The 13,524-nt window shown below is 63.1% G+C and carries 12 protein-coding genes; 3 read left to right on the forward strand and 9 right to left on the reverse strand.

The features are described 5' to 3' along the window. Positions 1-36: 36 nt before the first annotated feature. From AC6I65_RS06935 to AC6I65_RS06955, 5 genes are all read right to left on the reverse strand, one after another. Positions 37-576: a DUF5815 family protein gene (locus AC6I65_RS06935; RefSeq protein WP_497901201.1), complete on the reverse strand. Its 540-nt coding sequence runs from the start codon at positions 574-576 to the stop codon at positions 37-39. Positions 577-637: 61 nt separating this feature from the next. Further along, entirely contained in the window at positions 638-1,504 is an 867-nt protein-coding gene (locus AC6I65_RS06940) for a DUF7847 domain-containing protein (RefSeq protein ID WP_497901202.1), read from the reverse strand. A gap of 1 nt (position 1,505) precedes the next feature. Then, positions 1,506-1,916: a DUF7124 domain-containing protein gene (locus tag AC6I65_RS06945; protein ID WP_497901203.1), complete on the reverse strand. Its 411-nt coding sequence runs from the start codon at positions 1,914-1,916 to the stop codon at positions 1,506-1,508. A 147-nt stretch (positions 1,917-2,063) separates the two neighbouring features. Next, positions 2,064-2,291: a DUF7979 domain-containing protein gene (locus tag AC6I65_RS06950; RefSeq protein ID WP_497901204.1), complete on the reverse strand. Its 228-nt coding sequence runs from the start codon at positions 2,289-2,291 to the stop codon at positions 2,064-2,066. A 227-nt stretch (positions 2,292-2,518) separates the two neighbouring features. Next, positions 2,519-4,579 carry a histidine kinase N-terminal 7TM domain-containing protein gene (locus tag AC6I65_RS06955; protein ID WP_497901205.1) on the reverse strand — a complete coding sequence of 687 codons (2,061 nt, stop codon included), beginning with the start codon at positions 4,577-4,579 and terminating at the stop codon, positions 2,519-2,521. A gap of 808 nt (positions 4,580-5,387) precedes the next feature. Here AC6I65_RS06955 and AC6I65_RS06960 point away from each other — a divergent pair. Then, on the forward strand, positions 5,388-7,025 hold the full coding sequence (locus AC6I65_RS06960; RefSeq protein ID WP_497901206.1) for an outer membrane protein assembly factor BamB family protein: 1,638 nt from the start codon (positions 5,388-5,390) through the stop codon (positions 7,023-7,025). A gap of 307 nt (positions 7,026-7,332) precedes the next feature. Here AC6I65_RS06960 and AC6I65_RS06965 read toward each other — a convergent pair whose 3' ends face one another. Further along, entirely contained in the window at positions 7,333-8,571 is a 1,239-nt protein-coding gene (locus AC6I65_RS06965; protein WP_497901207.1) for an NAD(P)/FAD-dependent oxidoreductase, read from the reverse strand. A 195-nt stretch (positions 8,572-8,766) separates the two neighbouring features. Here AC6I65_RS06965 and AC6I65_RS06970 point away from each other — a divergent pair, with 195 nt between their 5' ends. Further along, a complete protein-coding gene (locus tag AC6I65_RS06970; RefSeq protein WP_497901208.1) occupies positions 8,767-9,363 on the forward strand; it encodes a DUF6149 family protein in 597 nt (198 codons plus the stop codon). A gap of 34 nt (positions 9,364-9,397) precedes the next feature. Here AC6I65_RS06970 and AC6I65_RS06975 read toward each other — a convergent pair whose 3' ends face one another. Then, complete coding sequence (locus AC6I65_RS06975) at positions 9,398-9,853, reverse strand: DUF7979 domain-containing protein (RefSeq protein WP_497901209.1); 456 nt, start codon at positions 9,851-9,853, stop codon at positions 9,398-9,400. Between the two features lie 140 nt (positions 9,854-9,993). Continuing rightward, on the reverse strand, positions 9,994-10,968 hold the full coding sequence (locus AC6I65_RS06980) for an aldo/keto reductase (RefSeq protein ID WP_497903174.1): 975 nt from the start codon (positions 10,966-10,968) through the stop codon (positions 9,994-9,996). Between the two features lie 189 nt (positions 10,969-11,157). Between AC6I65_RS06980 and AC6I65_RS06985 the strand changes: the two genes are divergently transcribed. Continuing rightward, the gene (locus AC6I65_RS06985; protein WP_497901210.1) at positions 11,158-12,447 is read left to right on the forward strand and encodes an MFS transporter; all 1,290 of its coding nucleotides are present in this window, start codon (positions 11,158-11,160) and stop codon (positions 12,445-12,447) included. Positions 12,448-12,722: 275 nt separating this feature from the next. Here AC6I65_RS06985 and AC6I65_RS06990 read toward each other — a convergent pair whose 3' ends face one another. After that, a complete protein-coding gene (locus AC6I65_RS06990) occupies positions 12,723-13,382 on the reverse strand; it encodes a helix-turn-helix domain-containing protein (RefSeq protein WP_497901211.1) in 660 nt (219 codons plus the stop codon). Positions 13,383-13,524: the final 142 nt, after the last annotated feature.

Below are 13,524 nucleotides of genomic sequence, written 5' to 3' on the forward strand. Positions count from 1 at the left end.
GCGAAAACAAACGCTGACCTCGCACACGAACGCCGGTCACACCGGCGCGTCGTACTCGCTCTCGAAGTCCCGCACGTCACGGTACTGATCGACGAACGACTCGACGTCGAACTCGAGCATCTGCGTCTCGAACTCGGTGATCGCGTCGCCGTCATCGGCGTGGCTGATCGCGTGTTCCATCAACTCGACGATCAGTTCCACGACGACGACGTGGAGCCGTCGGGCCTCGAAGTCGGTCACCCACAGGAGCGTGTACCCCACGGCGCCGTCCTCTGATGCGTCGTGGACGACCACCTCCTCGGGGAACTCCTCCATGACGATACCGAGCAGGTGGGGCGTGCCGAACTCGTCGAAGTCGTCGGCCGTGTCGACGGTCTCCTGGAGGACCGCGACGAGCGACTCGGGGACGAACCGCGAGGGCGGGTGGACGTCCGTGACCACGGCGTGGCGATCGCCACACGAACAGCTGTACTCGCGCATGCCGAGGTCAATCTCGTGCGGGTCGAGCGACTCTCCGCAGGGTAGCTCGAGGCGGTTGGTGTCGTCGCCCGGGACGCGAGGCGCGGGGTCGGCCATCGCCGGGGTTTGGGCCGGTGTCGTGATAAGGACGACGACTCGAGACGGCCGCGCGTCGAGCCTACGGGAGAAGTTCGTCGTCGATACCCGCCCACTTTTCGTCCTCTTCGGTCCGACGGGCCTCGAGCTGGTCGAACCCGCTCGCGAGCAGGGCCAGCGCGAAGAGCCAGGCCAGCGAGCCGAACGCGACGTTGGCGAGTTCACCCGCGACGGGCGCCGACTCGAGGGCGGCGAGGGCGACGGCGCCCAGTGAACTCACGGTGAGGAAGCTCAGGACGATGACGACGAGGAGGACGAAGACGCGAAGCCAGGAGCCGCGGGTCAGCTCGATGCTCCGGCGGGCCGCATCGATCGGTCCGACTCGCTCGATTGCGAGGTACGGGTGGGTAAACGCGAGGGCCGTGGCGGCGACGAGTCCGGGAAGGACGAACAGTGCGAGGCCGAGTCCCACCAGCAGCGACCCGCCGAACGCGGCGACGACTGTCGAGAGCGTCGTTCGACCGAGTTCGTCGTTCCACCGGGGCGCATCGTTCGACGGTGACTCGAGCGGCGATTCATCCTCGACGGGTTCACCATCGACGTCGTCGGTGTCGTCCCGCCTCCGCGTGCGTGCCGCCCGCTCGGAGAGGACGCGGAACGCCACCACCGAGAGCGCGACGAACGCCACCAGCATGGCGAGCCAGAGCGCGGTCGCCACCCCGACCGAGAGCTCGACCGCGAGGGGCAACTCGTCGGGGAGCGTTTCGAACCCCGGGACGAACAGCTCTTCTTCCTCGATAAACGCCCGCTGGGCCTCGAGCTGGCTCTGGAGGCCGACCAGCATCAGTGCCTGGACGGCGACCAGCCCGCCCAGCACCGTCAGAGCGCGGCGGTCGCTGATGCGCTCGAACGCCTCGTCGATGGCCGTCAGTACCGAGAGCTGGGCCATTTCAGGGCCAGTCGTCGCGAATCGCCTCGTCCGGATCGTCGGCTTCCTCCGGCTCGGTCGACAGCGTCCAATCGGCCGCCTCCGCGGCGTCTTCGACGTGGAGGAACTCCCAGCCGACCTCGTCGGCGAGGGCCTCGTCGTCGTCGCCGACGCCGACGAAGACGTGTCGATCCGTATCGAACTGGCGTTTGACGCTCTCGAGGCTCTCGGCCTTGCCGCGTGGGCCAGAGAAGAAGTCCTGTCGGACCCGGTTCTTCCGGGTGAAGTTCGTCACCACGTACGTCGGCTCCTCGGAGACGACGCCGACGTAGGAACTCCAGCCCCGAGCGTCGTCGAAGACGGCCTCCGGCGAGGCGAGCGCCTGCAGGGCCTCGAGTTCGAACGCGAGCGTCATGTCGCTTCCGCCGTTCATGTCGCCTAGATTGCGTCGCACCCCGGAAAACCGCTTCGATACGCCCGGCGACAGGCCGACGGCACACCACCCAGAGGCGGATTGTCGACCTGCCCGCAGGAGGGGGTGATTCGAAATCCACTCCCGGTAACCTGGAACGACCTGGGCTCAGTCGTAACTCACGCAGAAGTAGTCGGTGTGAATAATCACGTCGCCATCGGCCAGTTCCATGTCCTCGCGGACGGCAGTCGAGCCGGCTTCCACGACCTCGAGGAACCGGGTTAGTGCCTCCTCACTCAGCTGATCAACGTGGCGAACTCGCGACGATGCCGGGATCGATTCGGTTCGCCGGACGGTCAACTGCCGCTGGAGGGGTTCAGTGTCACTGGAGGACATGTTCCAAGATACCAATTGACACGGGCGGTCATAAACGTTCGGTTCCAGGAAGAATCGCGCGGAACAATATGTTCGCCTACTAACGACTCGTTCCGTCCGTCCATGGTGCGTCGTTCCGTGAACTGAATTTTGCACCAATCCTTCCCGCCACTGTCCAGCAACTGTTATCGAGGCACCTCCTCGAGCGTGAACTGGTTCGAGCGACGTCGAAATCGACTCTCGAGAAATCAACTGGCTTGTGCGCTCGCTGTCGCCGTGGTCGCTCGCGGAAACTGGAGTCGAACGATGCTCCCTCGAGGCTCGTTCTCGGCGAACTCGACGTCTCCACCGGATCGAGCAACGATCCAGTTCACGAGCCACAACCCGAGTCCGCTGGCGTGCTCCAGCGACGTCTCCCGTCCGGCAGTCAGCACCTCTTGTTCGACCGCCGGGATGCCCGGCCCGTCGTCGGCGATGACCACGTCGACGGTCGTCTCCGTCCGGTCGAGGGTGACCTCGATCGACGGGTTCGACCGATCGCTGTGCTCGACCGCGTTCTTGAGGACGTTGTCGATCGCCGACGGGTACAGAGGATTAACAAGGGCGAGCGCCGCTTCGTCGACGTCGACGTCGATGCCGACAGTAACGGTCGCATCGTCGTAACTCCGCTGTAGCCGCTCGGTCGCCGCATCGACTGCAGCCGCCATGTCGACCGTCTGATGGTCCGACTTCCCGTGTAACACCATATCGACTTCCCGCGCCAGTTCGCTGAGGTCGGCGAGGGCCGTTGCGTTCTCCTCGATCGTTTCGAGGTACGATTCGCCGCCGGCATCGATGTGATCCGCGAGCAGATCCGCGTAGCCCGTGATGATGTTCACGTTGTTTTTGACGTCGTGTCGAAGCACGCGATTGAGCACCTGGAGTCGCTGTTCGTAGATTCGCTCGTCGGTGACGTCCGTCGAGGTCACGACGAACTCGCCGGCACCGTCGAACAGCGGTTCGGTCGTCGTCTTGAACACGTTCCAGGTACCGTCGGCGTGTGTCACCCGATGTTCGATCGAATCGGTACCGGGTCGCTCTCGAGACTGTGTCCGCAACTCGAGTAGGTCTGCTCGATCGTCCGGATGGACGTACTCGAGGAGCGAATTTCCGACGAGTTGTGCCGGCTCGTAGCCCAACACCCGCGTGATGGACGGACTCACGTATCGGAACGTCCACTCTTCGTCGACGGTCGCGACCACGTTCGGTGACTTTTCGATCATGCTCTGGTACCGTCGCTCGAGCGTTTCCTCGTCGGTCACGTCCTCGAACAGCAGGACTGTCGCAACGGTTCCTCCTGACGTCACGTCCAGCGCAGATACCTCGAGTCGTTTCGTTTCCTCGCTCGTTTCGACCGTGACACGCTCGTTGTCAGCATCATTGTCGACGACCGAGACGACCTCTGGATACGCTTCGAACGCCTCTGGGAGCGAGATTCCGAGTATTCGATCGTCGAACAGCGACCGCGCGGGGTCGTTGGCGTCGATAACGGTACCTCCGTCCGAGAGGACGACCACGCCGTCCGCCAGGTTCTCGAACACCACGTCTCGGGCGACCGGCGAGATTTCGAACAGCCGGTGGCTGAACAACGCCCAGGCGACGAGGGGCGTCGTGAGCAGGAACGCGAGCGGCGTGAGATCGAAAAACAGTGGCGTGATCCACCCGGTCATGCCGACGAGGGTGGCGACGGCCGGTATGAGTCCCGCGACCAACAGGAGTATCGCCTGCCGACGGACTGGCCCGGCCTGGCGTCTCATCGTTCGCCAGAGCAGCACGTAGGTCACGCCGTTGATCGCGTAGGAGTACGCCTGCACGAACAGGAAGAACGCCCCTGGCGTAAACGTGAGCACGTAGAGCCCGTCGACGTATTCGACGGCCGGCTCGAGATACAAAAACTGGTCTGCCCTGCCACCCCACACGAGCAGGAGCGTCGCGGTCGGTAGCGCGGCGAGCAGGGCGAGCCGCTTCCCACGAGCCCACCGCTCCCGTCCCGTGTAGACGAGAACGAAGAGCGGCCACGAGACCATCATCAGGGCGACGCCGGTCCAGACGAATCGATTCCAGGCCAATTTGGCCGACACCGTCGTCGCCGAGACCTGGAGCGCGTAAGTCAGCGACCACCACACGGTCGCAGTGGAGATTCCGAAAAAGGCCACGACGACGGCGTCGTCTCGTCGGTAGTAGTTCCGGAAGACGTACACTGCGAACGCGAACGAGACGAGTGCGGTAACACCGAGAAGCGCCGTCCACAGTGATACGTGCCATTCCATGAGTTGTCTTTCACTGCTTCTGGCGCGAGTCTCTACGCATTCTTCTGTGAGTTCGGACGTTATCCGTGTTGTGGCTCCGCTCGAGCCATTAGTTCGACAATTGATGCGTTAACAGAATTCCATTTGATGCTCGATTGCAGGTGGGCTAAAGCGCATCGAACGAGTGGAATCCGTTGTTTATCTCGATCATTGGTCTGGAACCAACCGATGTGGGAGACGCCCCACACGAGCGTAGAAAATTCTATGACTCCCGAACGGGAAGCCGTCGTATGAAGCCGAAGACGAGGCGGAAACTGCTTTTTCTTGGAGTCCTCCTTGTCCTCATCAGTCCACTATTCTTCTGGTCGACGTGTAGTGATGTGGGATACGGGCCCGACGGGCCGCCGGGTGGCTACGAACTCGAGGGAGTTACTGGCCTGACAGTCACCTATACGCCTGACGGCGGGGTCAATACGTGCACCGCTGGGCTAGGGCCAGTGTATCTCCCGATCGGAGTCGTTATGATACTAACTACATTCGTCCGTTAACTGATCGCTCTGTACTGTGCAATCACCACTTCTGGTTGGTTGACTTGCATCTCGTGAAACAGTTGCGCCGTTCTATCTTGCAGTACCTCGACAAACTACTGAGTTGTTGTCAGAGGTGTAGCGGGAGATACAGAGGATTGATTCGTCGCAACGAGATGCTGTTGGCAATCGTTGCCCGAACCGGTCAAGGAGGGTGAATTCGACATGTGAAACAGTTGTAAATAGAATAACTCAGTCATAATACCTGGATAGTAAAGGGACTCATTGATGGTGGAAGGGGTATGCACGATGTGCATCGCCGTTCGGTCCTTGCAGCAGGTGCAGCGCTTTCGACCGGGATTGGACTCGCCTCGAGTGGGGTCGGCGCATCCGACGTCGATGGGGACCTCCCCGATCCGTCGCTGGTCCCCAACCCGGAGATGGACGAAGACTGGGCGTCGCACCGTGGTGACGCCGGCCACGCCAGGTTCATCGAGGACGGGTACGAGTTCGACGGCGACTCGCTCGAGATCGCCTGGTCCGTTGACCGGACGGACCCCATCGAACTCGGTGACTACACCGTGTACACGACGGCAGTCGCCGACGACACCGTGTATACGACGACGACGGACGGGGTCATCGCCCTCGACGCGGCAGATGGCTCGCTCCTCTGGGAGAACACCGACGTCGACGCGCACAGTCCCGCGGTAGTCGGCGAGACGGTGTATCTCAACGGTGGCGAGATTGTAGCGCTCGATCGAGACGATGGCAGCGTCCGCTGGGAGAGTACGCTCGGTGCCGAGGAGTGGACGGGCAACCACACAGTAGCGTACGACAGCGTCTTCGCCGTCGTCGACGGCACCCTGTACGCGCTCGAGGCCGACGACGGGTCGGTCCGATGGAAAAAAGACACGGCCGTCGTCGAGTCGAGCGACGGTGAAGAAAAGGAGTCCGGATTTGTCACCGGGACCGCCGCAGCGAACGGCCTCGTGTACGCTGGTACGGAGAACGGCACTCTCGCGTTCGATCACACGACCGGAGAGACCGTCTGGCAGAACTGGCGAGGGTACTACAACTACAACTCAGGACACGATATCTACGCGACTGAGACGGCGGTTCTCGTCGAGTTGCCGGGGGAGGAAAACCCGCTTTACGATGCCCAAACTGGCGAGTTGCTGAACCATGTCCCGTCGCATACCGGACGGGCACTCAGCAACGAATCCGCGATCGGAGGAAACGATCAGGGTTACGGCAGTTACTCGGCCCACGACGACGAGTACAAGGACTGGAGCATCGACGTCACGTACACCTACGGGGAGGCCGTTATCAGTGGCGAGACCGTCTACGTCTACTTCGAGGTGGACGGCCACAACCACGGAGACCGGGATTACGATCAGAAACTCGTCGCGCTCGACAAAAACGACGGGAGCGAGAAGTGGACGCTCTCGAAAGACGACGCACCGGTCGGACACATTCGGGCGATCAGCGGCGAGACGATATACGTCGAACACGAAGAGGAACTCTTCGCGCTTCGGGAACAGACGGACGACGAAGATGACTCCGCTGACGAGGGAGACGGAACTGACGACGATGGGCAAGATGGCGCGGACGACGGCGACAGCACCGACGACACCGGTGACGAGGAGACGTCGGACGAAGATGAGGAGTCCGGCGGCGGCGACAGCTGCGAAGTTCCCGGCGACGAAAACGACGACGGCGAGGATACGACCGACTCCGACGGGAACGGATCCGACGACGATGACGAGACCACGACCGACTCCGACGACGGAGACGACGGGGCTACCGAGGCCGAAGAACGCACCTCCCAGACCGACGCGGACGAGTCACCCGGCTTCACGACCGGCGCAGGGATCGTCAGCGGCCTCCTCGGCCTCGAGTGGCTGCGCCGGCAGTCGAATACGGACGAACCGGACGAGTAACAGAGGTTGTCGGGTGCGGTGAATCGCGACGAGAGTCGGTAGAACCCGACGACCTCGCTAACCTGACACCCGCATGCGTGCTATCCGGTAGTTTCGCCAGACGCAGGCAGCTGTCAATCCAGAAGTGATCTCGTTCATACGGATCGAGTGATTCAGATACCCGCTCCTCGAGCATTTGTCGTTGTAACATTTGCGCTGTGAGTTCAGCACAACTGCTACAACGTATCACCGCACGAGGACGTCGACAATAACTATACCTGCGGTGTGTCGATGAACGAGCGACAGGCCCTCAGCGACGACTGCCCGACTATTGATCTTGACTCGGCGCGAGTTCGTCGAGGTCGACTTGCTTCTCGAGGAGGACCTCGGCCTGGTCGGCGACGATACGCTGCTGGCGCATGAGCTGTTTGAGCTTGCTCTGGGCGGAGAGGTCGCCGATGAGGACGCCGCCGACGACCTTGCCGTCCTTGAACGCGATACGGCGCCACTCGGTGTCTGAGTAGCGGCGTTCGGCGTGTTCGTCGCCCAGGGTGGGGTGACCGAAGGAGAGGAACGGGAAGTCGAAGTGGGTAATCGAGTACGAGGAGACCCACTCGAAGGGCTCGGCCTCGTCGTCGGCGGCCATGTTGATGCCCGCGACTCGACCCTGCTCTTTGGCCGAGCCCCACGAGCCGTTCTGGGCCTGCTCGCCCAGGAGAACGTCGTAGAACTGCGTCAGGTCGCCCGCCGCGTAGACGTCCTCGAGGTTCGTCTGCATGTACTCGTCGACGACGATGCCGTTGTCCTGCTCGAGGTCGGTGTCGTGGAGGAACTCGGTGTTGAACGTCAGGCCGATCGCGACGCCGGCGAAGTCACACGGGTAGCGGTTGCCGTCGCCGCCGATGGCGGCCTCGACGCGGCCGTCCTCGTCGACTTCGAACTCGCTGACGCCGCTGTCGAAGATCGGCTCGACGCCTACGTTTCGCATCCCCTCGTGCATGATCTCGGCGCCGTCGGCCGAGAGCGCGTAGCGCCACCAGCGGTCCCCGCGCATCAGGAACTTGCCGTCGACGCCCTGGGAACCACAGACTGCCGCGAAGTCGATGCCCAACAATCCGGCCCCGACGATGACGGCGTCGTCGGCCGCTTCAGCGCTCTCGCGGATCTTTCGGGCGTCCTGGAACGTCCAGAAGTGGTGGACGCCCTCGGCGTCGCTGTTTTCGACCGGCAACTGCGTGGGCGTTCCGCCCGTCGCGATCAGCAGTTTGTCGTAGGGAACGTCGTCTTTTTCGTGGGTGCGGACGATCTTCTCGTCGGTGTCGATCGTCGTCACGTGCGTGTTGAGCGAGAGGTCGATGTCGCGCTCGTCGTACCAGTCCTCGTCGTGGATCGAGATGGGTGCCTCGGGCAGTTTGCCCTTGGCGTGTTCTTTAATCAGGATGCGATTGTACAGCGGTTCGCCCTCATCGGTGATGACGGTGATCGACGACTCCGGATCCTCCTCCCGGAGTGTCTCCGCGGCCGAACTGCCGGAGATCCCGTCCCCGATGATAACGTACTCGGTCATGTCGGGAAATTTCGTAACGGGGGTTAAAGTCGGTTGCTATCTGGACTACCCTCGAGGTCGAGGCGCCATCGTCGAGTAGCCTCGCCGCGGGCGTCGCTCGTTCGTCATCAAGGAATCGATCATACTATACTGTCTATAGCTAGACAATCCGTCCACTCCACATTGCTCATTAGGCTCGAGTCCGTCCGCTCGAGTATGAAACTCCGCCAGAACGCCCGTCACTTCGCCTCCCGAAAGGCCCTCGAGACCCCAGTCGTTCGTTCGGTGGCCATTTCGGGTCTCGTTCGCCTGCACACGAAGATCTTCCTGGGCAAGGCCGATCCGGCCCGTGCCGACGAACGCAAGGCCCATCTCGACGGCCTCTTCGAGGCGACGATGGACAGCTACCTCGAGGCCCTGCGCGCCGGGTACTCCGAGGCCGAGGCCCGCGAGATCACGCACATCCAGGCGAACTTCGACTTCTACAACCACGGCTGGACCGAGATGATGGAGTTCCCCGCCGACGAACTCGAGGACCACTACGACCGCTACCACGACTTCTTCGCGACCTGGGGGATCACGATCGATCGACCCCTGGGCGAGTTCAGGCCCGACGGTGGGCTTCCGGAGGCCCCGTCGACGCCCGAACGCCTCGAGAATCCCGAGCACCCCCACGCCGAGGGCGGGTTCGCCGACGACGTCTACGTGGAGAACGAGGACGGCGAGTTGGTCGTCGGCGGTCAGGACGACCCAGAGAACGTGGACGTCTCGAGAGCCGTCGGCGTGAACGACGAGTCGCTCGAGGAGGAATAACCGTTACGCCGTCCGAAATCGAATAGCCGGCGAGCTACCTCGCCCGTCGGAACGGACGATACCGAGGAAAGTGGTGCCGACGAATCGATTCCACGATCAACACCACCCCTCCGATCCCGAATGCCAGCGCGAGCAGTCCACTCGGACTGATCCAGTCGACGACCGTCTCTCGAGGAATGACGTGATACTGTCCGTCTCGAGAGACGACACGGCCGTCACCCCACGCGATGGCGACGTTCTCGTCGTCGTCGAATCGATATCGTTCACCCTCGACCGCGCCGTCGACGATCCGCCGGTGCTCGGTCGATAGTTCGTCGTACCGAGCGACTCCGTACCGATCTATCTCGTCTGAAACCTCACCGCCGTCCGTAGCGGTTTCCTCGAGGGCAATTTCGTACTCCACCGCAGCGAGTCCACTGAGTATAGCCGGGAAGAAGAGTGCGAAACCGAGAAAGAGCATGCCAAAGTGGAGCCACTCTCTTCGGATCATAGTATGGTTATATATCAAAAGTATAAGTAATTGGCTAAATGTGGGAATTATTAAACGTATTGCTGGGGAAGATACGCCAACGTCGACCCGTACGACAGTGTTCGTTGGCGGTGTCGTCTCCACCTCATCCGGTCGTCACGTCAGTTCTTCCCCGGCGCAGGCCACCGCGGATCGATCGGTTCCTCGATGCGCTCGAGGTCTCCCTCCGTCAACTCGACCCCGACGGCCCCGACGTTCTCCTCGAGGTGGTCGATCGACCGCGGGCCGACGATCGGCGCGTCGACGACGTCCTTGTGGAGGAGCCAGGCCAGTGATACCTGCGCGGCGGTCGCGCCCTGCTCTTGGGCGAGCTCCTCGATGACCTCGAGGACGGCCCAGTTCTCGTCGGTGAAGCGCCGTCTCGTGTACTCGTCGGTCGCGGCCCGCCCCTCGTCAGGATCGTCGTCCCGGTCGTACTTTCCGGTCAGGAAGCCGCCGGCCAGCGGCGACCAGGGGATGACGCCGACTCCCTCGCCCGCGCAGGCGGGAAGGAGGTTCGCCTCCTCGTGGCGATCCACGGCATTGTACTCCGGTTGCATGCAGACGAAGCGCTCGAGGTGCTCGACGTCGGCGGTGTACAGCGCCTTCGTGAACTGGTAGGCTGTCATCGTGCTCGCGCCGACGTAGCGAACGACCCCCTCGTCGATCAGGGCGTCGAGCGCGCGCAGGGTCTCCTCGATCGGCGTCTCCTCGTCCCACCGGTGAATCTGGTAGAGGTCGATGTAATCGGTCCCGAGGCGCTCGAGACTCGCTCGACACTGGTCGAAGATGTGCTTCCTCGAGAGGCCCTGCCGGTTCGGTCCGTCGCCCATGCGTCCGAACACCTTCGTGGCGATCGCGAGTTCGTCCCGGTCGTAGGGCTCGATCGCCCGGCCGACGATCTCCTCGCTCTCCCCGCGGGAGTAGACGTTGGCCGTGTCGAGGAAGTTGATCCCGAGATCCAGCGCGCGCTCGACGATCTCGATCGATTGTTCCTCGTCATCGATCATCCAGGGCTCGGCGCTCCCAAAGTTCATGCAGCCCAGACAGAGACAGGAGACCTCGAGTCCCGTCTCGCCCAGGGTCGTGTACTCCATCTCGTCGGCGTAGCCGATCGTCCGATCCGCCATACTCTGTCACACATCGGTACCCGACAAAAGGGTGCGGGTGGGGACAGCGTCTCGAGTTCTCGAGGTCAGCGAGCGCGGCCACCGAACGCCCCCGCCACTCTGCCGATTTCCGAGTCGCTAAGTACCCCGACGCCAGCCATTTGACCACCGTCTCGCATGTCTCTCGATTCGAACGACCGCTCGATCGCCGGTTTCACCATGGCGGGCCACGCCCTCGTCCACTGGTTCGAGACCTCGATACCGATCTTCCTCGTCGTCTGGCTCGCCGAATTCGACGTGAGTGTCACCCTCGTCGGGTTCGTCGTCGCGCTGGGGTACGCTCCCTTCGGTATCGGCGCACTTCCCGGCGGCGTCCTCGCCGACCGGTACGGTCCGAAGCGGCTCATCCTGCTCTGTCTGCTGGGGATGAGCCTCGCCTTCGTCACCCTCGCGGCGGCCTCCGTCCTCGAGTCTATCTACGCCGTGGCCGTCGGCCTCCTGCTGTGGGGTATCGCCGCCAGCGTCTACCACCCCGCCGGACTCGCGCTCATCAGCACGGGCGTCGAGGAGCGCGGCACCGTCTTCGCCTGGCACGGCATCGCCGGCAACTTCGGCATCGCCCTCGGGCCGTTCGTCGCCGCCACGCTGTTGATCGTCCTCGAGTGGCCCGTAGTCGCCGCCCTGCTGGCGATCCCCGGTTTCGTCGCCGTCGCTTACGGGCTCAGTGCGAACTTCGACGCGACCGCCGCAGTCGCGGACGACGTCGATGCCGGGCGGGACGAGGCGCTCTCGCTGCCGGAGTTTCTCGCCAACTCTCGGGCGCTCTTCGCCAGCGCCTTTGCCATCGTCTTCGTCCTCGTCACCTTCGAGGGCCTGTACTACCGCGGCGTGCTTACCTACCTGCCCGAGATCATGACCGGCCTGCCGGCGCTCGAGGGACTCGAACTGTTCCCGACGCTCGAGCGCTACGACATCGACCCTGGCTTCTACGTCTACGTCGGCCTGCTGGTCGTCGGCATGGCCGGCCAGTATACCGGCGGGAAGCTCACGGACCGCGTTCCAGCGGCTCGCGGGTTGGCCGCACTCTTCGCCGTCCTGGCCGCTCTCGCACTCGCGTTCGTCCCCATCGTCGACCGCGGCCTGGGCGCCCTGCTCGTCCTCTGTGGCGTCCTGGGCTTCGTCCTGTTCGCCATCCAGCCGTTCTACCAGAACGCCGTCGCCGTCTACACGCCCGCCGACAGCCGCGGCCTCTCCTACGGCTACACCTACCTCGGCGAGTTCGGATTTGGCGCGACCAGCATCGCCATCGGTGGATTTCTGCTCGGCGAGGCAGGCCTCGCGACCTTCTTCGTCGCGCTCGCTGGCTTCGCCCTCATCGGAGCCACTCTGTCGGCCGCGCTCGCACTCGGCCTCGACCGCCTGTTCGACCGGACGGACGCGGACTCGAGCGCCGACGCGAAGGCCTAGCGCGCTGCTTCGAACCGGTCAGTCGGCTTCTTCCTCCTGAGGGGCGGTTTCTCGATAACGGACCTCGCGGAACTCCGTCGACCCACACCGGCAGCCGTTCTTCGTTCCGATCGGTTGCAGTTGTCCGTCGGACCAGCTCGTGGCTGCATAGGCGGTCCCGCAGGCGGAACATGCGACGAGTGTACGCTCGCGTTTACCGGAGGGCATCGTACGTGTAGTCCAAGGAGAACGACCATCAGGATTGCTTCGCGTTATACAAAACCCTTTTAAGCGATCTATCGATCCGAGCGGCCTGTCTCGGAGAGCGTACTCCCCAGAATGTGTTTTATTCCGCGCCGAAGGCGAGAGGCGACGGCCTGCTGGGAGATGCCGAGTTCGTCGCCGACCTCCCCCATCGTCACCTCCCGGGGGGTCTCGAAGTAGCCGCGGTCGAAGGCGAGTACCAGCGCTTCCTGTTGGGGATCGGTGAGTGCCGCCTCGGTGTCCGTCTCGACCGGCGTCAACGCGTGGAGGCTCGTCAGCGTGACCGGTACGTCCAGCTCCCGACAGCGTTGCTGGAAGGCCGCGATGTCGCTTCGGTCGTCGCCGCGAACATCGAACGTCCACTCGTGGCTCGTGCCGACGGCTTCGATGAGCGGTATCTCCGTCTCTACGAGCGCGCTGAGTACGCCCGAATACTCGACCGCCCACTCGACGCGCAGCAGATACTCGTCCGCGACGGAGTCGACGAGATGGATGTCTCTGACGCCGGGGTGTTCGGTAAATGCCTCCTCGATGTCGTCGACGACGGTCCCTCGCACCCAGAAGTAGGGCACTACCACGTCCTGTGCGGGGATGATCCGCTCCAGGGAGACCGTCACGTCCGGTAGCTGCTCGAACACGGTCCCCAGCGGGAACTGACTCGAGGGGACGGTAAACGTCGCTTCGGTGGCCATCGTTGAGTCTATTTGTTGTCATCGACCTTCGATTTTGTGGAGCGGATCGAAGCGAGAGACGTAGTTCGTAAGGTCCATTATCGACAGGGAGCCTCATCCGACGAGGGTGGCCGTATCCGAACGGCCGAGATCAGGCCCGTCT

It is taken from the genome of Natronosalvus sp. KLKA75 (genome assembly GCF_059736265.1).

Bases quoted from the DNA above. Each gene is read 5' to 3' on its own strand.
- AC6I65_RS06935 (WP_497901201.1), bottom strand. From the start codon at position 576: ATGGCCGACCCCGCGCCTCGCGTCCCGGGCGACGACACCAACCGCCTC.
- AC6I65_RS06940 (WP_497901202.1), bottom strand. From the start codon at position 1,504: ATGGCCCAGCTCTCGGTACTGACGGCCATCGACGAGGCGTTCGAGCGC.
- AC6I65_RS06945 (WP_497901203.1), bottom strand. From the start codon at position 1,916: ATGAACGGCGGAAGCGACATGACGCTCGCGTTCGAACTCGAGGCCCTG.
- AC6I65_RS06950 (WP_497901204.1), bottom strand. From the start codon at position 2,291: ATGTCCTCCAGTGACACTGAACCCCTCCAGCGGCAGTTGACCGTCCGG.
- AC6I65_RS06955 (WP_497901205.1), bottom strand. From the start codon at position 4,579: ATGGAATGGCACGTATCACTGTGGACGGCGCTTCTCGGTGTTACCGCA.
- AC6I65_RS06960 (WP_497901206.1), top strand. From the start codon at position 5,388: ATGCACGATGTGCATCGCCGTTCGGTCCTTGCAGCAGGTGCAGCGCTT.
- AC6I65_RS06965 (WP_497901207.1), bottom strand. From the start codon at position 8,571: ATGACCGAGTACGTTATCATCGGGGACGGGATCTCCGGCAGTTCGGCC.
- AC6I65_RS06970 (WP_497901208.1), top strand. From the start codon at position 8,767: ATGAAACTCCGCCAGAACGCCCGTCACTTCGCCTCCCGAAAGGCCCTC.
- AC6I65_RS06975 (WP_497901209.1), bottom strand. From the start codon at position 9,853: ATGATCCGAAGAGAGTGGCTCCACTTTGGCATGCTCTTTCTCGGTTTC.
- AC6I65_RS06980 (WP_497903174.1), bottom strand. From the start codon at position 10,968: ATGGAGTACACGACCCTGGGCGAGACGGGACTCGAGGTCTCCTGTCTC.
- AC6I65_RS06985 (WP_497901210.1), top strand. From the start codon at position 11,158: ATGTCTCTCGATTCGAACGACCGCTCGATCGCCGGTTTCACCATGGCG.
- AC6I65_RS06990 (WP_497901211.1), bottom strand. From the start codon at position 13,382: ATGGCCACCGAAGCGACGTTTACCGTCCCCTCGAGTCAGTTCCCGCTG.